This window comes from Pontibacillus sp. HN14, assembly GCF_021129245.1.
Classification (GTDB): Bacteria; Bacillota; Bacilli; order Bacillales; family BH030062; genus Pontibacillus.
This window is the reverse complement of the sequence record NZ_JAJOLR010000004.1, coordinates 79,458-97,654: the sequence shown is the minus strand read 5'-3', so window position 1 is coordinate 97,654 and position 18,197 is coordinate 79,458. Positions and strand designations below refer to the sequence as shown.

General features: G+C 40.6%; 15 protein-coding genes. 2 read left to right on the top strand and 13 right to left on the bottom strand.

From position 1 onward, the window contains the following. Positions 1–49: 49 nt before the first annotated feature. Both LQ226_RS13905 and LQ226_RS13900 read right to left on the bottom strand, forming a co-directional pair. Positions 50–367 carry a hypothetical protein gene (locus tag LQ226_RS13905; RefSeq protein ID WP_231418558.1) on the bottom strand — a complete coding sequence of 106 codons (318 nt, stop codon included), beginning with the start codon at positions 365–367 and terminating at the stop codon, positions 50–52. 116 nt (positions 368–483) lie between these two features. Next, the gene (locus LQ226_RS13900; protein WP_231418557.1) at positions 484–1,560 is read right to left on the bottom strand and encodes an undecaprenyldiphospho-muramoylpentapeptide beta-N-acetylglucosaminyltransferase; all 1,077 of its coding nucleotides are present in this window, start codon (positions 1,558–1,560) and stop codon (positions 484–486) included. A gap of 113 nt (positions 1,561–1,673) precedes the next feature. Between LQ226_RS13900 and LQ226_RS13895 the strand changes: the two genes are divergently transcribed. After that, positions 1,674–3,038 carry an MATE family efflux transporter gene (locus LQ226_RS13895; RefSeq protein ID WP_231418556.1) on the top strand — a complete coding sequence of 455 codons (1,365 nt, stop codon included), beginning with the start codon at positions 1,674–1,676 and terminating at the stop codon, positions 3,036–3,038. A gap of 369 nt (positions 3,039–3,407) precedes the next feature. Here the strand turns inward: LQ226_RS13895 and LQ226_RS13890 are convergent, their stop codons facing one another. From LQ226_RS13890 to LQ226_RS13855, 8 genes are all read right to left on the bottom strand, one after another. Beyond that, positions 3,408–4,832, bottom strand: coding sequence for an aldehyde dehydrogenase family protein (locus tag LQ226_RS13890; protein ID WP_231418555.1), 1,425 nt, complete (start codon positions 4,830–4,832; stop codon positions 3,408–3,410). 254 nt (positions 4,833–5,086) lie between these two features. Then, positions 5,087–6,289: a NupC/NupG family nucleoside CNT transporter gene (locus tag LQ226_RS13885; RefSeq protein WP_231418554.1), complete on the bottom strand. Its 1,203-nt coding sequence runs from the start codon at positions 6,287–6,289 to the stop codon at positions 5,087–5,089. 295 nt (positions 6,290–6,584) lie between these two features. Next, positions 6,585–7,208 carry a SafA/ExsA family spore coat assembly protein gene (gene safA / locus LQ226_RS13880; RefSeq protein ID WP_231418553.1) on the bottom strand — a complete coding sequence of 208 codons (624 nt, stop codon included), beginning with the start codon at positions 7,206–7,208 and terminating at the stop codon, positions 6,585–6,587. A gap of 583 nt (positions 7,209–7,791) precedes the next feature. Next, positions 7,792–8,703, bottom strand: coding sequence for an oligopeptide ABC transporter permease (gene opp4C, locus LQ226_RS13875; protein WP_231418552.1), 912 nt, complete (start codon positions 8,701–8,703; stop codon positions 7,792–7,794). Positions 8,704–8,714: 11 nt separating this feature from the next. Continuing rightward, a complete protein-coding gene (opp4B, locus tag LQ226_RS13870; RefSeq protein WP_231418551.1) occupies positions 8,715–9,680 on the bottom strand; it encodes an oligopeptide ABC transporter permease in 966 nt (321 codons plus the stop codon). A 40-nt stretch (positions 9,681–9,720) separates the two neighbouring features. Beyond that, a complete protein-coding gene (gene opp4A / locus LQ226_RS13865) occupies positions 9,721–11,451 on the bottom strand; it encodes an oligopeptide ABC transporter substrate-binding protein (RefSeq protein WP_231418550.1) in 1,731 nt (576 codons plus the stop codon). 65 nt (positions 11,452–11,516) lie between these two features. Continuing rightward, the gene (locus LQ226_RS13860) at positions 11,517–12,518 is read right to left on the bottom strand and encodes an ABC transporter ATP-binding protein (RefSeq protein WP_231418549.1); all 1,002 of its coding nucleotides are present in this window, start codon (positions 12,516–12,518) and stop codon (positions 11,517–11,519) included. After that, entirely contained in the window at positions 12,515–13,540 is a 1,026-nt protein-coding gene (locus LQ226_RS13855) for an ABC transporter ATP-binding protein (protein ID WP_231418548.1), read from the bottom strand. Before LQ226_RS13855 ends, LQ226_RS13860 begins: the two co-directional genes overlap by 4 nt. Positions 13,541–13,808: 268 nt before the next feature. On the opposite strand from LQ226_RS13855, the gene LQ226_RS13850 reads away from it, so the two are divergent. Beyond that, the gene (locus LQ226_RS13850; RefSeq protein WP_231418547.1) at positions 13,809–14,276 is read left to right on the top strand and encodes a hypothetical protein; all 468 of its coding nucleotides are present in this window, start codon (positions 13,809–13,811) and stop codon (positions 14,274–14,276) included. A gap of 31 nt (positions 14,277–14,307) precedes the next feature. On the opposite strand, the gene LQ226_RS13845 is transcribed toward LQ226_RS13850, so the two are convergent. From LQ226_RS13845 to LQ226_RS13835, 3 genes are read right to left on the bottom strand one after another with little or no spacing between them, the layout of a single operon-like run. Beyond that, positions 14,308–15,435: a Ger(x)C family spore germination protein gene (locus LQ226_RS13845; RefSeq protein WP_231418546.1), complete on the bottom strand. Its 1,128-nt coding sequence runs from the start codon at positions 15,433–15,435 to the stop codon at positions 14,308–14,310. Continuing rightward, complete coding sequence (locus LQ226_RS13840) at positions 15,419–16,540, bottom strand: GerAB/ArcD/ProY family transporter (RefSeq protein WP_231418545.1); 1,122 nt, start codon at positions 16,538–16,540, stop codon at positions 15,419–15,421. Before LQ226_RS13840 ends, LQ226_RS13845 begins: the two co-directional genes overlap by 17 nt. After that, positions 16,521–18,053 carry a spore germination protein gene (locus tag LQ226_RS13835; RefSeq protein ID WP_231418544.1) on the bottom strand — a complete coding sequence of 511 codons (1,533 nt, stop codon included), beginning with the start codon at positions 18,051–18,053 and terminating at the stop codon, positions 16,521–16,523. The genes LQ226_RS13840 and LQ226_RS13835 overlap by 20 nt, the downstream gene beginning before the upstream one ends. Between the last annotated feature and the right edge of the window lie 144 nt (positions 18,054–18,197).

Sequence of the window (18,197 nt, the reverse complement as noted above, 5' to 3'; positions counted from 1 at the left end):
AAGCAACGTACCCACTCTAGCACATCGACCTTCCAAAATAAAGAAATACTTATCTTGTTTCATAGACCACTAAAGAGATAAAGCGAATGATAACAGGATAGAGCGCAAAGACCCCTAACAAATCTCCGATGTTCCCTAACCACTCTGTCATCGCCATGGTGATCGCAAAAAGTAGCATAGCACCAGAGGTAATGGTCCATCCTGTTTGATTAACCGGCTTCCACATCTCATTCATTGATATCGTTTCTTCTTCTTGTAATTCAAAGCATTCTTTATGGAAAGGAACCATCTTCATACGCCGAATAGCTGTCCGAAGCTGATCCTTCTCAATTTTCTTTCCACAATAACGACAGATCAGATCTTTCATATCGTTCACCTTCCTCATCATTCTGTTTCTATTATAAAGAATACAAGGTGACTTATATAGAAGTTTCTTTCCAAATAAAACCGCCCCAAGAAATCCACGGGACGGAGTATCGATTGTTATTTAGATTTTGCATGAGATTTAATCATTTGAATGACCTGATCCTTAGCACGTTTGCTTTGATACTGACTCATCGCTTCAAGAATCGTCTCTTTTTCATCTCTTAGTTGCTTCACTTCTTGTAAAAATCGCTGCTCATCTAATTCTTCTTCTTCAACGACTCTCGCATATCCTTGCTTCTCAAAGGAGTTTGCATTTAATATCTGATCCCCACGACTGGCATGCCTGGACAACGGAATAAGAAGCATTGGTTTTTTCAGAGCTAGGAATTCAAAAATGGCGTTTGAACCGGCACGAGAGACCACAAAGTCGGTCATGGCGAATAGATCATTTAACTCTTTGTTCACATACTCAAACTGTACATACCCAGGCCTATTTATACTTTCATCCTGATTTCCTCTTCCACAAAGATGAACAACCTGAAATTCTTTTAACAGTTCATCTAATTGATCTCGAATGGCATCGTTAATTTTCTTAGAGCCCATACTTCCTCCCATAACGAGTAAAACAGGCTTATTACGAGTGAAGTCACATAAAGCACGACCTCTTGCAGCATCCCCTTGGAACAATTCTTCACGAACAACAGCTCCGACCCACTCTGCTTTCTTATCAGAGATGTGGTTCATGGTTTCAGGGAAAGTGGCTAATACTTTCTTCGCAAAAGGCATCGCTAATTTATTTGCAAGCCCTGGTGTATAATCGGATTCATGAATAACAGACGGTACCGCGGCCATACGTGCGGCTAATAGTACAGGAACGGATACGAATCCACCTTTCGAGAAAATGACTCTAGGCTTTCGTTTACGAATAATAGAATAAGCTTGACCGGTTCCCTTCAGAACTTTGAAAGGATCTTTAAAGTTTTCTTTCGAGAAATAACGGCGCAGCTTCCCTGTTGAAATAGGGTAATAGGTAACCCCTCCAAGAGACTCGATTAATTGGCGTTCGATCCCTTCATGAGAACCGATATAATCAACTTCCCATCCCTCTTTTTGAAATTCTGGTATAAGAGCAAGATTCACAATCACATGCCCTGCCGTTCCCCCTCCAGTAAAGAGTATACGCTTCGTGTTCATAACTTTGACGTCCTTTCTATATAGAAACATTCTCAAATTTTCACAGTTACGGTTGAATCTATGCTATAATCCCCCTTATCGTAAAAGAAATTTCGGATAAAAGGAAGAGTTTCATGTACAAAACTGATACATGGCAAGAAAAAACTAAATTATTTCTTATTATTTTAGGTCCTATTCTTGTAACACAGCTTGGTATGTATGCAATGAATTTCTTTGACACCGTGATGTCAGGAAATGCAGGGGCAGAAGATCTTGCCGGAGTTGCCATAGGATCTAGTCTATGGGTTCCGATCTTTACAGGAATCAACGGAATTATGTTAGCCCTTTCCCCTATCGTAGCACAATTAACCGGGGCAGATCAGAAACAAGACGTACCTAGTGCCGTAAGGCAAGGCGTCTATCTTTCAACCCTGCTGGCCCTGGTCGTTTTGATCATTGGTTCCTTTATCTTGAACCCAATTTTAAACATGATGGAGTTAGAACCAGAGGTGCGCACCATCGCTAAGCAATACCTGATTGCGCTAAGTACGGGCATTATTCCATTATTCATCTATAATGGTCTTCGCTCCTTTATAGATGCGCTTGGTCAAACGAGGGTAACAATGGTCATTACCCTTTTGTCTTTGCCATTCAACATTATTTTCAATTATGTCTTTATATTTGGGAAGTTCGGTCTCCCGGCTTATGGAGGAGTAGGTGCAGGCATTGCCACATCTCTAACCTACTGGGTAACGTTATTGTTCACCATTTTCCTCCTTGTCCGTGTCCGCCCATTTTCGACCTATTCGATTTTCAGTATTTTAGAGAAGCCCTCACTTCGGGCCTGGTGGAATCAGCTTAAGATTGGAGTGCCCATTGGATTTGCCATCTTTTTTGAAGTAAGTATCTTCTCGGCTGTAACAATCCTTATGAGCACTTATAATACGAATACGATCGCAGCTCACCAAGCAGCGATTAACTTCGCTTCGTTCTTATATATGATCCCACTTAGCATTGCCATGGCGCTTACAATTGCAGTGGGGTTTGAAGCCGGAGGTAATCGACGGGAACACGCTAAACAGTACAGCTATCTTGGGATAAGCATTGCAGTAGTGCTGTCGATTTTATGTGGTATTGCGATCTATGTCTTTGATGATCCGGTGGCACGACTATACAATGATCGCCCTGAAGTCATTGAAATGACGAAGCATTTTCTCTATTACGCTATATTCTTCCAGCTTTCTGATGCCTTTGGAGCACCGATTCAAGGTGCCCTAAGAGGCTATAAAGATGTCAACATCACGCTCATAATGGCTCTTGTTTCCTACTGGGTCATTGGCCTTCCAAGCGGCTATCTTATGGCAACGTATACCTTCTTTGGGCCTGCCGGCTATTGGATGGGGCTCATTATAGGTCTCGCAGCTGGAGCCATCGCTCTATTTGCACGTCTTTTATATGTACAGAGAAAAGCCCCTTCTCAAACTTCGAAAAGCCAATGACATTATCAGTCATTGGCTTTTCTACTGTTTATCACAGTATTGAACCACACCTTTGCCTCGTTACTATCAACCTTCCAGGATCGAGCCATTTACTCATTTGATAGGCCTCATGAATAAACTGAGAATAATTCTGGCTATTTCTAAGCTCTATAAACATTCGCTCACACTCTTTCTTCCATTCTTGTACACTCTCATGTTTGCCCATTAAACGAACCTCATTTCAATATATGGCTTCTTACAAGAGGATAATGACATTTAATTAAGCCAACGACCAAAACTTACACTATTTCCGAGGAAATAACGATTTCTAACACGTTTCGTCAAAAAAAGCTCTCGTTTAGATGAACTAAACGAGAGCTTTGCTTTCAACTATTGTTTAAGATTCATGACCACTAATCGTTCCTCTGTCATATCTTCAATCGTATATTTAGGACCTTCTTTGCCCCATCCGCTGTCTTTCACACCACCATATGGCATAAGATCTACCCGGTATTGTGAAGCATCGTTAATCATAAACCCGCCAACTTCTACTTTTCGAGCAGCTTTAAAAGCACGGTCCACGTCCTGGGTAAAGATCCCACCTTGTAATCCATAGTTGGATTTGTTTACTTCTTCAATGCACTCATCTAGATCACTAAAGGTCATCATAGTCACAACGGGGGCAAAGATCTCTTCACAAACCACTTTCATAGAATGATCAACGTTTGTAAGAAGTGTAGGCTCAAACATTGCCCCTTTTCGCTGACCGCCATGGATCACTTCAGCTCCTTGGCCTTTCGCTTCCTGAATCCACTCTTCCGCTCGCTCTGCTTCACTCTGACTAATCATCGGGCCAACGTCCGTTTGATCATCTGTTGGATCTCCTACGTTTAGTTCCTTTGTCGCTTTAATAAAGTGCTCTTTGAATTCACTCGCAACTTCTTCATGGACATACATTCTCTGAACCGAAATACAAACCTGACCCGCGAATGCGAAGCTTTTTTGAGCTAATGTTTCTGCAGCGGTTTTTACATCTGCAGCCCGATCGACAATAACCGGGGAGTTGTTCCCAAGCTCTAAGATCAGTTTATTCAATCCCGTGTTTTGCTTCAGCTTCAAGCCTACTTCTGCACTTCCGGTAAATGTATAAAGATTAATCCGCTTATCTTTCATCATATAGCTTCCAATGTCAGAACCGGATCCGACCACTACATTTAAGAATCCTGCAGGGAGACCTGCTTCTTGGAAGAGTTGGGCCAACTTAAGGGAAGAGATTGGTGTGTTCTTAGCCGGCTTAAGTACAACAGCATTTCCTGCCGCAATCGCTGGAGCTATCTTATGTGAAACCAGGTTTACAGGGAAGTTAAACGGGCTAATCGCTCCCACTACACCGACAGGCACTTTAATGGTAAATGCCATTCGGTTTTCAGAACCCGGTGCCGCCTCAACAGGAACCCCTTCCCCATGAATACGTTTCGCTTCCTCAGCTGATAATTCAATGGTTTGGGTAGCACGGTCAATTTCAGTTCGTGCTTGTTTAATGGGCTTCCCTGCCTCTGCTGTAATAATCTGCGCCATCTCTTCTTTATTCTCTTGTAGCAATTCACTTACCTTATGAAGCACTTCATACCGTTTGTAAGGAGGGAATTCGGTATTCCGATAAGCAGCCTCTGCACTTGAAATGGCCTGGTCCACCTCATCCTCTGAAGCTTTCGAAACCTCCGCATGTACTTGTTGGGTATACTTATTGTACACCTCTACCGTTTCTTTTGACTTTGTCCATTCGCCATTTATAAAAAGTCCGTATTGTTCCATGATACAAGCACTCCTTTTTTAATTTACCTCCTTTGAATATTACCTTTATTAGGAAAATGCAAACCTACTTTAATCAGTACTGAAGGTCCCTTGCCGAACAGTGCTTGGGTTAGCAGGTGGACTACTCGCTTTCCAGGCCCTCCTTCCTCTCAAAACGAAGCTAACGGAAACATTCCCACATTGTGGAGACACAAAAAAAAACGCTTAGAACATAGCGTTCTAAGCGTTTTTGGTGTAGAGAGACTTCTATGATTTTATAGGAACAAACCTGCAATGGTTGCGGATAGTACAGAACCTAACGTTGCTCCGACTAACAATTTAAGACCGAACTTCGATACGGCTGCACCTTTCTTACTGTCAATTCCTTGAACTGTACCAGCAATGATTCCGATTGAGGCAAAGTTCGCAAAGCTTGTTAAGAATACAGAAACGATACCAACCGTTTTGTCAGAAAGATCTTTAATCATATCTGTCAGCTGAAGCATAGCTACGAATTCGTTTGTGATAATCTTTGTACCCATTAAGCTACCTGCTGTAATAAGTTCATCTGATGGAATCCCCATTAAGAAGGCAATAGGTGCAAGGATATACCCAAGAATTTGTTCTAATGTTACGCCTGAGAAGACGCTTGAGATCAAGAAGTTTGCAAAGTCCAGGGATGCGGTAAAGGCTACTAACATCGCTGCTACGATTAGAGCAATCTTACCCCCATCTAAAGCTCCGTTCCCCATTGCCTCGAAGAAGCTATTTGCATTTGACACTTCTTTTATGTCAACATGGTCTTCTTCTTTCGATACTTTTACTGGTGCTATTAATGATCCAAGGATAAGAGCACTAAACATGTTTAACGGAATGGCTACAAGGACAAATTGTTCAGGTAGCATTTCAAGATAGGCACCTACAATGGATGCAGATACAGAGCCCATCGCGGAGGCACTTACGATGTATAGTCGGTTGTTTTCTAAGTGGTGAAACTGTGATTTAATCGCTAATAATGCTTCAGATTGTCCAAAGAACATACTGTTTACTGCATTAAATGATTCTACTTTTGGAAGTCCTGTGACTTTAGAAATCGCAGCACCCAAGTATTTAATAATCGTAGGCAAAATCTTAAGATACGTTAAAACAGATAGAAGAACAGCGAAGAAAATAATAATCATAAGAACGTCTAAGAAGAATACGTTTAACGGATTTCCATCTTCCCCAACATTTGCTACGTTCGGCAAGATAAACATAACCCCAGCTCGTCCAGATTGAATAAGCTGATCAAAAGCAGCGGAGATTCCTGTAATAATGATTTTACCAATCTTAGTGTTGAACACAAACCAAGTCGTAAACAATTGTAGAACAAGCATAATTCCGATACCTTTATAATTAATGTTACTTCGGTTATTCGACATTAAAAATCCGATACCGAGAACGACTACAATTGCAAGTAAGCCAAGTAGAATATCCATGGCACTAATGCCTCCCTTTCCCTTTTATATAAATTTAATAGTAATTGATATGACAGCAATGAAAATGCTTTCATTTATACCTTCCTACAGAATCATACCAAGTTGTCAGACGTCTTGCAAATGCAAACATTTCCATATTAACGCTTACAAAGGGAAAAACGTTAATTTCTCGCTATTTTCTCTGAAAAAATTTTTTTACTTCTTATCGTAGTATTGGCCTATTGCATTTGAATCATGTCTGAAAGATGGATTTCTCATAAAAAAAAAGCCAACCCAGAAGGCTGACTTTTTCCCTTTATTTCGTAATAAACTGCTGTGTCCAATAGTTACCATAACTACCGCCTTCAGCATATCCTACCCCAATATACGTAAGATCTTTATCTAAAATATTCTTTCTGTGCCCTGGACTATCCATCCATGCCTGCACAACCTCTTGCGGTGTACGTTGGCCTGCGGCGATATTCTCAGCCGCCTTACGATAAGAGATGTTGAATGACTTCATCATTTCAAAAGGAGAACCATAGGTTGGGGAGTTGTGAGCAAAGTAGCCTTGATCCCTCATATCTCTAGATTTATAACGAGCAACACGAGATAATTGCCAATCACTCTTTAGTGCTGGTAATCCCTGCTTCGCGCGTTCCTTGTTCGTTAAGCGAATAACTTCCTGCTCAACCGACTTAATATCTCCCTTAAGTGGGATCGTCACACGATCACCTGGGTAGATTAAATCCGGATTGCTAAACTGTGGATTGGCACTGATAATTTCCGATAAACCAATTTTATAACGCTGTGAAATTTTCCAAAGGGTATCGCCACTCTTTACGGTATATGTATCCGTACTTTGCGCATGGCCAGCACCTGGTACAATGAGGGCGACTAGCACGATGGCGAATAAAAACGAAAAGATCATTTTCTTCATTTCCTATCTCTCCTTCATGTTGTAATCAACAGTAGTTTGTCTAAAATAAGGAAATTTACTCATGATTTTTCCATAAAACTGTTTTCATATTTACAAGATATTTTGGTATGGTTCTTGACCGTTACGATTTATGGGAGGTTGGGGGAACAGTCACCTCTCATAAAGAATATGGCATATATGGCATGTTTCCGTTACTTCTATCATTGAAGAGGAGGGTTTGGAAACTGCGAGACTCCCGTGGGCTGAAGAGCCAGTCTAGTGCCAGCGTGGAGGACCTAGCGCGATAAGTCATCTTTTTTCCAAAGGCTAAACGCCTTCTCCAAAAAGCTGCCTTATCCGTACGGTCCTAGGCACCACGCTTGCACATTTCAATCTAGGTGAGACCCCGGAGGCCGGCAAAGCCGGTTGAGGAGGCTCACCAGCTCCCCACAGGAAAGCGAGTGGTTTCCAGACCCTCCTTACACTCAACTATAGCAAACGGAAACATTCTCTCACACTAGAGCGTTCAACCATCCCCCCTATCCTTAAATAAACTCATTTAAAGAATAAAAAAATCTACCAAAGAATCTTTGGTAGATTTTGATTAACGGAATGATTTAGGATTGAAGGCGTCTTTAACCCCTTCTCCAATAAAGTTGATCGCTAAGATTGTAAGCACCAAGATAATCGCTGGTGGTACCCAAATCCAAGGCATACTCTGCAGAACTTCCGGTTGTTGAGAGGCTGATAACATGTTCCCCCAACTTGGTACTTCCTGCGGTACACCAAAGCCTAAGTAACTAAGGGCGGATTCTGCTACAATCATCTGAGCAAATGTAATCGTCGCTTGAACGATCACCGTTGTCATAACGTTAGGAAGCAAGTGCTTCATAATAACTTTATTCGGTCTGCCACCAATAGATGTAGCAGCGAGGACATATTCATTCTCTTTTTCAGATAGAATTTTACTCCGAACTAGACGAGCTACCCCGCCCCAACCGAGTAAACTAATAACCCCGATAAGTACTCCGACACCGCCAACTTTTCCAAAAAGGATTGCGTTAAGAACGATAACGAATACTAAGAATGGGAAGTTTAGAACAAAGTCTGTGAAACGCATTAACATACTGTCCACAATACCACCAAAGAAACCAGCTATAGCTCCGACAAGGACACCTAAAGCTAAGATAATAATGGTACAACTAACCCCTACAAATAAGGATACTCTACCTCCGTAAAGCAAGCGGACAAAGACATCTCGTCCACTTGTATCCGTGCCGAACCAGTGGTCAGCCGATGGAGGAAGTTTCATTTCACCAATATTTACACGTGAAATATCAATCGTTGTAATGTAAGGCGCTAAAAGCGAAAGGACTGCTAGAATGAGTAAGTAAATCAAACTAATCATAGCTAGCTTATTCTTCATAAATTTTCGACGGGCCATTGCCCAAGGGGACATACTCTTGGGTGGCTTTGATGTCTGCAGCTGTGAATCTTTATTATGAACGACTTCCATAGCCACACCTCCTAATCAATTCTGATCCTTGGGTCAACGATTCCGTAGAGAATATCAGCAATCAAGTTACCAACTAAAACGATGAACGAGAACATAAGCGTTAACGTCATGAGTGTTGGGTAGTCAGAAGCTTGTACTGACGTCAGGAATAATTGTCCTAAACCTGGATACGTAAAGATTGTTTCTGTAATAAGGGCACCATTTACAAGAGAAACTAGATCAAACCCTAAGAACGTAATTAATGGAATGATGGAGTTTCTTAAGATATGGTGATTGTAAATTCTTGCTTCTGGCGTACCTTTCGCACGTGCCGTACGAACAAAGTCTTTATTACTGTTATCAATAATATCGTTACGCAAGAATTGTGTATAACTCGCCGTTCCCATAGCCCCTAATACTAGTGCCGGTAAGAACGTGTGATAGATCTTACTTAACCACCAGTCTAGTGTACCTTCATCAACGGCTATGTTAACGGAACCGTTAAACGGGAACCAATCTAATTGGAATGAGAAGAAGTAAATCGCAAATACACCTGCGATGTAACTTGGAATTGCCAACATCATATAGTTAAATCCACCGATAAAATGGTCTAACTTCGTGTAAGGCTTTCTTCCTGCAGTCATTCCCATTGCAAAAGCAAATAAGTATGTGATTACAAGTGACAAGATTCCTAAGAACAACGTATTAGGTAATCGCTGAGCGATTAAGTCACTTACTTGGATTTTGTACTTAACAGACTTACCAAAGTCACCTTGAACAAATCCTGTGATCCAATTCCAATATTGAACGTGAATCGGGTCATTGTATCCCAATTTCTCACGCATTTCTTCAATATATTCTGGATCAGTGTTATTCGGATCTATCTCTCCAGAGAAGGGATCTCCTGGCATAGCTAATGCCAGGAAGAACACTACAATGGAGATAAGGAGCAACATCGGTATCATGCCTAATAATCTGCGAAGCGTGTACTTTAACATGGACATTCCCCTTATCTGAAGTAAAACTTACATGCTGATTTTAGTTCTGGATGTACCATAGGTGTGGGCTGTTAGAACCTGAAACGTCAAATTCAACACCGCCAACACGCTTGTTAACACCGTAAATTTCTTCTAGCTCAGCAATATAAAGCATAGGTAGCTGCTCGTTAAGAAGTTTTTGCCATTCTACATATTTCTCTTTACGCTTCTCTTGGTCTGTACCAACTTTATCAATGTCTAGAGCGTCGTCTAGAAGTTGATCACTCTCTTCGTTTACCCAACGAGTGTAGTTCCAAAGTTGGTCAGATTTCCAAAGTGCAGATGGGTCTGGATCAGAACCAGTACTCCAGCCACCGAAGAATACTTCGATACCCTCAGCATCTTTTTCAACTTTGTCATAGTAAAGACTTGATTCGATCATTTGTAGTTCAGCTTTTAATCCTACTTCTTCCCAGTACTGAGTAAGTGCTTTTGCACGAGACTCAAATGTAGGGTTTGTAGAAGCATAGTGTGCTAGGTTAATAACAAACTCATCACCATTTGGATCTTCACGGAATCCATCATCATTTACATCTTTGTAGCCAGCTTCATCAAGAAGGCTCTTCGCTTTTTCAGTATCATAAGCATAATCATTTAATTCGCTTTGATCAGCAGCAATCCAGTGGTTTGTTGGTACTGGAGCATTTACTTTAGAACCATAACCACTAAAGAATGCTTCAATCCACTCGTCACGGTTAATTGCATGATACATAGCTTTACGTAGTTTTAAGTCTGCATACTTATCGTTCTTCTCAACAACTTCTTTCTTTTCGTTGTCGAATTTACCGAATTTGAATCCAAGGTAGTAATAAGAAAGACCTGGATATGTTCTAAGATCAACGTTTTCCATTTCTTCTACTTGTTTACCAAGAGTTGGGTGTACAGGAACCATGTCCACGTCACCATTTTCTAGTGCACCAATTACAGATTTACTATCGATAACTTTAACGATAACTTTGTCTAGTTTAGGAGCACCTTTCCAATAATCTTCATTTGCTTCATATTGATAAGATTCACCAGGAACAACTTTTGTAAGTTTAAATGGTCCAGTACCCATCATGCCTTGACGCATTTTATCGCTATCTTGCATGTCAGCTACTTCTACGCCTTCCCAGTAGCTGCGGTTCATTGGGTAAGACCAAACGTTAAGTAAGTTGTTTACACGAGCTTTGTCGAATGTAACTTTAACTTCATAATCACTAACCACTTCGATACCAGAAATGCTATCAGCGTCACCACTGTGGTAAGCTTCAGCACCTTCGATCGTTTGAACGTTTGCATAACGAGGACCTGTGTAATCAGGATCAGCAAGTGTTTCAAGAGCGAATACCCAGTCTTCAACTGTTAGTTCATCGCCATTGTGCCATTTAACGCCTTCTTCAAACGTAAATGTGAACACTTTGTTATCTTCTGTACTCCAGTCAGCCAAGTTAGGCTCGATCTGTAAGTTTTCATCGTATTCAAATAGTGGATCAATACCAAATTGAATAACTTCAAAGTCGGTAGCACTTCCGTAGAAGTTCGGGCTTAAGATCCCTTCTGGTTCACTATCGATTGCATAATTAAGTGTTCCACCTTCTTGTGGTTCACCGCTTGCATCTTCTCCGCTATCCCCTTCAGAATCTGTGTTTTCTGAAGTATCTTCTGTGTCATCTCCACTGTCATCTGAGTCACCGTTAGCGTCACTGTTACATGCTGCTAAGAATAATGTCAGCATTAACATTAGTGACATTAGCCAATAAAAATTTCTTCTATTCTTCATAAGAAAAATGAACCCCCCTGATATTTTTTGAATGATTATTCATAAAGAAGACATGCGACGTGCTGGCCTGGTTTCACCTCCTTTAATTGAGGTTTAACCTTAGAACATTCATCCATCGCTTTTGGACATCTCGTATGGAATGGACATCCAGATGGTGGATTTTCCGGACTAGGCACGTCCCCTTCAAGGACAATGCGTTCACGCTTCTCCCCTACTTTAGATGCATCTGGCACCGCTGAGATCAGAGCTTGCGTGTAAGGATGTAAAGGATCTGCATAAATAGAACTCTTATTCGCTACTTCCATGATATTACCTAGATACATAACACCAATGCGATCACTCATATGTTTTACAACACTTAAGTCGTGTGCAATGAACAGATAGGTTAAATCAAATTCGTCTTGCAGCTCATTTAATAGATTTAACACCTGTGACTGTACGGACACATCAAGGGCCGATACAGGTTCATCCGCTATAATAAGCTTCGGCTTAAGGGCAAGCGCCCTTGCAATACCAATACGCTGACGCTGTCCTCCTGAGAACTCGTGCGCGTATTTGTAATAAGCCTCCTCTGGTAAACCTACCCGTGTTAAGAGATCCATTACTTCAGCTTTAAGTTCTGAACCTTTACGTTTATTGTAGTAGTTCTTAATCGGTTCGCTTATGATATCTCCGACCATTTGCATAGGGTTTAGAGAGGCGTATGGGTCCTGGAACACCATTTGAATATCCTGACGAATATCACGCAGACGCTTTCCAGTTAGCTTTGTAATATCTTCGCCATTAAATAGAACTTCTCCACTTGTTGGATCTAGTAATCTCAAGATGGAGCGACCCGTAGTTGATTTCCCACAACCGGATTCTCCTACAAGTCCTAGCGTTTCTCCCTTTTTGATATCAAAAGTAACGCCATCTACCGCTTTAACAGCTCCGATTGTTCGTTTGAAGAAGCCCCCCTTTACCGGGAAATGCATCTTCAAATCATTTACCTCTAGCAATTTTTCGGTTTGAGATTTGTTTAATTCGGTTATACTCATCGTAACACCTCTTCTTCAGGTCTACTTGTTTCATAGAGTAGGCATGCTACTTCATGACCCTCTTCGTTTTTCGCTAATTTAGGTGTAACGGTTGAACATTCTTTCATCGCTTTTGGACACCGGTTCGCAAATCGACACCCTACTTCTGGCATCTTTGTTAATGAAGGTACAATTCCATCAATCGTAGCTAGCATATCTTGTTCTTCCTCTAACCGAGGGATCGCACCCATTAGCAATTCCGTATACGGATGCTTCGGAGAATTAAATAGGCGCTGCACATCTGTACGCTCTACGATTCTACCTGCATACATAACAATAACCTCATCACAAGTCTCGGATACAACGCCAAGATCATGCGTGATAAATATAATCGCCATATCGTTTTTCTTCTGAATGTCTTGCAGAAGTTCAAGAATTTGAGCTTGTACCGTTACGTCAAGTGCAGTGGTTGGCTCGTCCGCAATAAGTAACTTTGGCTGACAAGCAATAGCCATTGCGATCATGACACGTTGTCTCATCCCGCCTGATAGCTGGTGAGGATATTCATCAACGATTCGGTCCGCTCTTGAGATCCCTACAGCTGATAAGAGCTGCACAACTTTTTCTCTTGCTTCTTTTTTAGACAATTTAAAATGGTTATGCAGTACTTCCTCTAACTGATAACCAATCGTAAACACCGGGTTTAGGGAAGTCATTGGCTCTTGGAAGATCATCGAAATATCTTTACCCCGAATTTTATTCATTTCTTTATCATCTAAACCTTCTAAATGTCTACCTTCAAAAAGAATCTCTCCATTTCGGATTTTTCCGATCCCTTTTGGTAACAAATTCATTACGGATAATGACATGACACTTTTTCCACAACCGGACTCTCCTACAACACCGACGATTTTACCTTTTTCGACATTAAAAGAAACACCGTCCACCGCATTGTGGTCTTTACCCTCAATACTAAAGGCCGTCTCTAAGCCCTTTACTTGTAGTAAAGGTTCGTGGTTTACATTTGATTGTGAGTTATTCATTAGGACACCTCAGATTTAAGATTTACAAATGTATTAGAATTAATAATTTTCTGATTTTTTACTATAGTAAACTATTTATTGGCAGATCGTCAATGGTTTATTAACAATTTATTGTAATAAGTACGAAATTTTTTAAAGATTTGTAATGATTTTGAAATAATTGACGCTAAATTATCACAATAAATAATCTTTTCGAACTATTAAACTAAAAGGAACATATGATTTTATGTCGAAACTTAAGAAATAGCACTCAAACATAAGGAGGATAATGATGAAACAAGAACCCACACAATTACATAATTCAGAAGACTTTCATAAGAAAATGGCCGTAGATCTATTTAATTACGTCTGGACCTTTCTAGATCTCGAAAGTAGAACTTCCGAACAAGAACAAACCATGATTCATGCTGCTCATGCTTCAAGGTATCATTGGGAACAAATTGGAAAGCCTGTTAATAGAGTACGTGGGGACTGGCAGATTTCGAGAGTGTACGCCGTTTGCGAGCGTAGTGAGCCTTCCCTATACCATGCTAAGAAATGCTTAGAAGTATGTTTAGAAGAACAGATTGGAGATTTCGATTTAGCTTTTGCCTATGAAGCGATGGCAAGAGCGTATAAAATAACAGGTTCTAAAACTCAGTATGAAGAGTATAAAAAACTGGCTCTTCAGGCTTGTGAAGATATTCAAAATGAAAAAGACCGTGACCTCGTTCTAGGTGATCTTTCCTCCATATGACAAAAAGGCATAAACGTTGTTTATGCCTTTTTTAGTTAATGACACCGTGACCAGAAAGATCTACTTTTGTGTTCACATTAAAAACAATTTCCGGATATACTTCACTCCATTTTAGGTCTTCCCATGTATCATGGTGAAAGGCATGAACACGCCTTCCTATTCCTAAGTAGTCACTATTCGCCTCTTGAGTTTTCTTAAGAACCTCTTGCATCTCCTTCGTGAGAATTTCACTAAACTTTCCCTCTAGCTTTTTTACTTCCTGGTCATTTAAAATAATCGGCAATGTTTTCTCTACAATAGTTGCCTTAAGCTTTAAAGAAAGATCTACTTTTATTTGTTCAGGATGATCTGCTGTAATCTGAACCTTCCTCTTAACTCCTCCTACTTCTATAGACATATAGTTTTTCAAAGGCTCATTCTTATAGTCAGCTACCTTTCGGTTAATTGTAGCTGATCGCCTTAACTGATCATCTAATAGAAGAAGAAGAAGGGATTCATCTGTATTAAGCGTAACTCCGGAATATTTCTGGCCACTAAATAAGGCCATACCAACGTAATTGATGAGCGCTGCATCCTGGTCCACTTCTAACGCTGAGAGCGCGAAATCTTCACCATCTTCTAAGAGTTCTGCGCAAATAAGCTGCAAATTTTCACTAGGGGCTTCTGTATTCATCATTTGACTATCCAAAATTCCATTTATATAGCCACTAATGCGGGGCTCCTGATTCACCCTTAAGCGAAGTGCATCTTCAGCTGTTCCCTTTACCATCGCCAGTTTCGCATTCAAATTATTCTTGGGATCTCGATACAATACATCCAGAATGGGAAAGATGTCTTGTTTGGCCAGCTCCTCCCCTAACAGGAAAACCCTTGCCTTTGAAGCATCAAAAGACCTTGAAATGCGATGGTCTACATTTTTTTTACCATCCCTTGTCGAATAGGCTTCACTTGTAATCACCTGGATGAATTCTTGTCCTGGACCTTCTAACCCTTTCTCAACAGTAGGGATAACAACTGTATTACGAATCAACCTCTCTTGCCCGGCGTCAAACCCTGCCGCAAGCACAAGCTTTACATTTTTAAATTGCCTTTGGTCCCAGCATCCTGTTAACAGAAAGAGAGTAATAAGGATTATAAGTCCTTTATGGCTTCTGTTCATAACCCTGCCCCCCTGCATTACTTTTCTTTTTAAAAAGGAGACTTATAATCAATAAAAATATCGGAAGCCCCACCCCAAACCACATACCGACGAATGAAACATAGTCATCTAGCGAGTTCAACCATGATTCGTCTTTAGGAGTAAAGTAGGTTATACAAAATAAAACTCCTCCGATACCTAAGACTGCACGCTCGTAGGAGATTTTCGAAAAAACTTGCGTGACTCCTTTACTTGCTAATAGCAAATAACTACATAAGGTGGTGGCCACTGACACAATCCAAATGGATATAAAGAACATATCAATTCTAGATATGATCGGTAACTCCACAGCTTTCAGCATATAAAGAACCGGTTCACTCACATACTTCATTTCCTCCGTGCCAAAGTAGATAAAAGAAAGAAAAACGGTAAGGAAATAAAAAAATACGACAAATCCATTCGCTAAGGAAATGGTACCCAGTTTCTGTTTCGGTGTCCCCTTCGTATACGGAAACAAAAGAAGCACAATTAAGTATCCAAGCATCGATAACGAGGATTGATACACTCCCTTCAAAATAGAAGGAAGCCCAGATTCACCTATTGGTAACATATAGACCCACTGGCCATCTTTCGCCGCATACAAAAGGAGTACAACCAATATGGGTAATAGCAATGACACAAATACATACAATCGTGCCATCACCTTTATCTTTCCGGAAACAAGATAAATTCCTAATGCGATAAACATAAGACTAATAATCCAATAAGGGGTTTTGGGTAAGAGCCACGTCCGAATCATTTCGTCAAATAACAAAAGAATGACCCCTGCTACTGCTAGAGAATAAAGAATCAGGAGAAAATTTAGAAACCCGCCAAAGAATTTCCCAACAATAGACGGGATATATTCAAATAGATGTTGTTGTGGAAACCTTCTAGCCAGCGCCCACATTAAAATAAGTACAAGCTGTATAATGACACCACTGATTAAGAGAGAGATCCAACCGTCTTGTTTTGCAACCTGATGAAGGTTATAAGGAAGGGTTAAGACTCCGACTCCGATTAAGGTTTGTATAATGAAGAAGAAGTACTGTCTTCTTGTAATCATTTCATTTTCTACTGCGGCCATTCTTCTTCCACTCCCTCGATGCTTCTCCTGTGTCACTCTTAACAGGCTGCGCATCCTTCGGTCTGTTGCTCATCATAAATAACGGAAGCCGTATGAATGTATCTTTTAAATCTTTTACTCTCAACGGAGCTAGAGGTGCAAAATATGCGCTACCGAAGGATTCAAGACGGCATAAATGAATTAATAAACCAAAGAACCCAAAGACAATACCTAAGAACCCAAAGGTTGAGGCTAATAAAATCAATGGAAACGTTAAAAGGCGTAAAGCTGTACTTAGTTCGTTCGAAGGCACTACGAAAGAAGCAATAGCTGTAAGAGCTACGACAATTACCATCAAATTTGAGACGAGCCCAGCCTTTACAACGGCATCCCCAATGACCAAACCACCTACAATACCAATCGTTTGGCCCACGGGACTTGGTAATCTGATCCCAGCTTCACGTATAAGCTCGATAATGACGACCATAACTAACGCTTCAATAATAGGGGGATAAGCTATATTGTTAATTGCACTTTTTATTGGGATGACGAGCGTATCTGGGATAACCTCAAAGTGAAAACCTACCACGGCAATGTAGAATGCCGGTAAACCAATCGCAATTAAAAAACTCATTAATCTTATGAGTCTTAAAAATGTCCCTGAAATCCAACGACTGTTATAATCATCCGGGGTTTGATAAAACGTAAAGAACGTAACAGGGAACACAAGACAAGTAGAGCTACCTTCCGAGAGTAAAATAACTCGTCCTTCTAAGACATTCGCCGCTCCCCTGTCAGGACGTTCCGTATTGAGCATTTGAGGGAATGGTGATAGCGAATTATCTTCTACCATTTCTTCAATGTAACCTGGACTGATAATCGTATCTGCAGATATGTGTTTGATTCGATCCTCAATTTTCTTTACAACATCAGGGTTTACTAATCCATCCATGTACATAATAGCTAAGTTTGTATTGGTCTTTTTTCCAACACGAAAATACTTAACGGTTAAATCCCGATGCTGAATTCTTTTTCGAATCAAATTAATATTGATCATCACACTCTCCACTAAGCCCTCATGGGAGCCGCGGAGAACTTTTTCTGTATCAGGCTCAGACATATCTCTATTATTCGACATCGTTACAACAAACACGGAAACTTCTTGATTACCCTCTTGAATATAGACCGCACATCCACTAAGAAGCGCAAAAATGGCATCGTTTAAATCTGTCGTTTTTCTTTGGTTTTGCAGCTGGCCTATTGTTCGATCTGGATAATTAGATAATGGAATGAATATTTTATTTTGAATTTGTTCCTGATCGACCAACGATTCAAAGTAGAGGAGGGCTTGGCGGTTGTCATCCATGTGTGTGACTTTTAAATCATGAGAGTGATGCAGTTCTGCACTAATATAATCAATATTATCTTTAAGCGAACGACTGCTCTCTTTTGTCGGACTATCCTGTTCTTTCACCACTCCGCTTTGATTCTGATCAGAAGCTCGTTTAGGCCTCAGCCAGTTTCTGACTCGCATGCCATCCCTCCTCTAAAACGAGTTGTTTATTTATGTAGTGTCTTCTACCATCACCTTCCTATACATTCCTTGTATAGATTTTTAGATCATAGGCTCACAAGTTCAAGTAATCATCAGACATACCCTCCCCATCCAGTTCCTATA

Coding starts and splice junctions, on each gene's coding strand:
- LQ226_RS13905 (WP_231418558.1), bottom strand. CDS start 367: ATGAAAGATCTGATCTGTCGTTATTGTGGAAAGAAAATTGAGAAGGAT.
- LQ226_RS13900 (WP_231418557.1), bottom strand. CDS start 1,560: ATGAACACGAAGCGTATACTCTTTACTGGAGGGGGAACGGCAGGGCAT.
- LQ226_RS13895 (WP_231418556.1), top strand. CDS start 1,674: ATGTACAAAACTGATACATGGCAAGAAAAAACTAAATTATTTCTTATT.
- LQ226_RS13890 (WP_231418555.1), bottom strand. CDS start 4,832: ATGGAACAATACGGACTTTTTATAAATGGCGAATGGACAAAGTCAAAA.
- LQ226_RS13885 (WP_231418554.1), bottom strand. CDS start 6,289: ATGGATATTCTACTTGGCTTACTTGCAATTGTAGTCGTTCTCGGTATC.
- safA (WP_231418553.1), bottom strand. CDS start 7,208: ATGAAGAAAATGATCTTTTCGTTTTTATTCGCCATCGTGCTAGTCGCC.
- opp4C (WP_231418552.1), bottom strand. CDS start 8,703: ATGGAAGTCGTTCATAATAAAGATTCACAGCTGCAGACATCAAAGCCA.
- opp4B (WP_231418551.1), bottom strand. CDS start 9,680: ATGTTAAAGTACACGCTTCGCAGATTATTAGGCATGATACCGATGTTG.
- opp4A (WP_231418550.1), bottom strand. CDS start 11,451: ATGTCACTAATGTTAATGCTGACATTATTCTTAGCAGCATGTAACAGT.
- LQ226_RS13860 (WP_231418549.1), bottom strand. CDS start 12,518: ATGAGTATAACCGAATTAAACAAATCTCAAACCGAAAAATTGCTAGAG.
- LQ226_RS13855 (WP_231418548.1), bottom strand. CDS start 13,540: ATGAATAACTCACAATCAAATGTAAACCACGAACCTTTACTACAAGTA.
- LQ226_RS13850 (WP_231418547.1), top strand. CDS start 13,809: ATGATGAAACAAGAACCCACACAATTACATAATTCAGAAGACTTTCAT.
- LQ226_RS13845 (WP_231418546.1), bottom strand. CDS start 15,435: ATGAACAGAAGCCATAAAGGACTTATAATCCTTATTACTCTCTTTCTG.
- LQ226_RS13840 (WP_231418545.1), bottom strand. CDS start 16,540: ATGGCCGCAGTAGAAAATGAAATGATTACAAGAAGACAGTACTTCTTC.
- LQ226_RS13835 (WP_231418544.1), bottom strand. CDS start 18,053: ATGCGAGTCAGAAACTGGCTGAGGCCTAAACGAGCTTCTGATCAGAAT.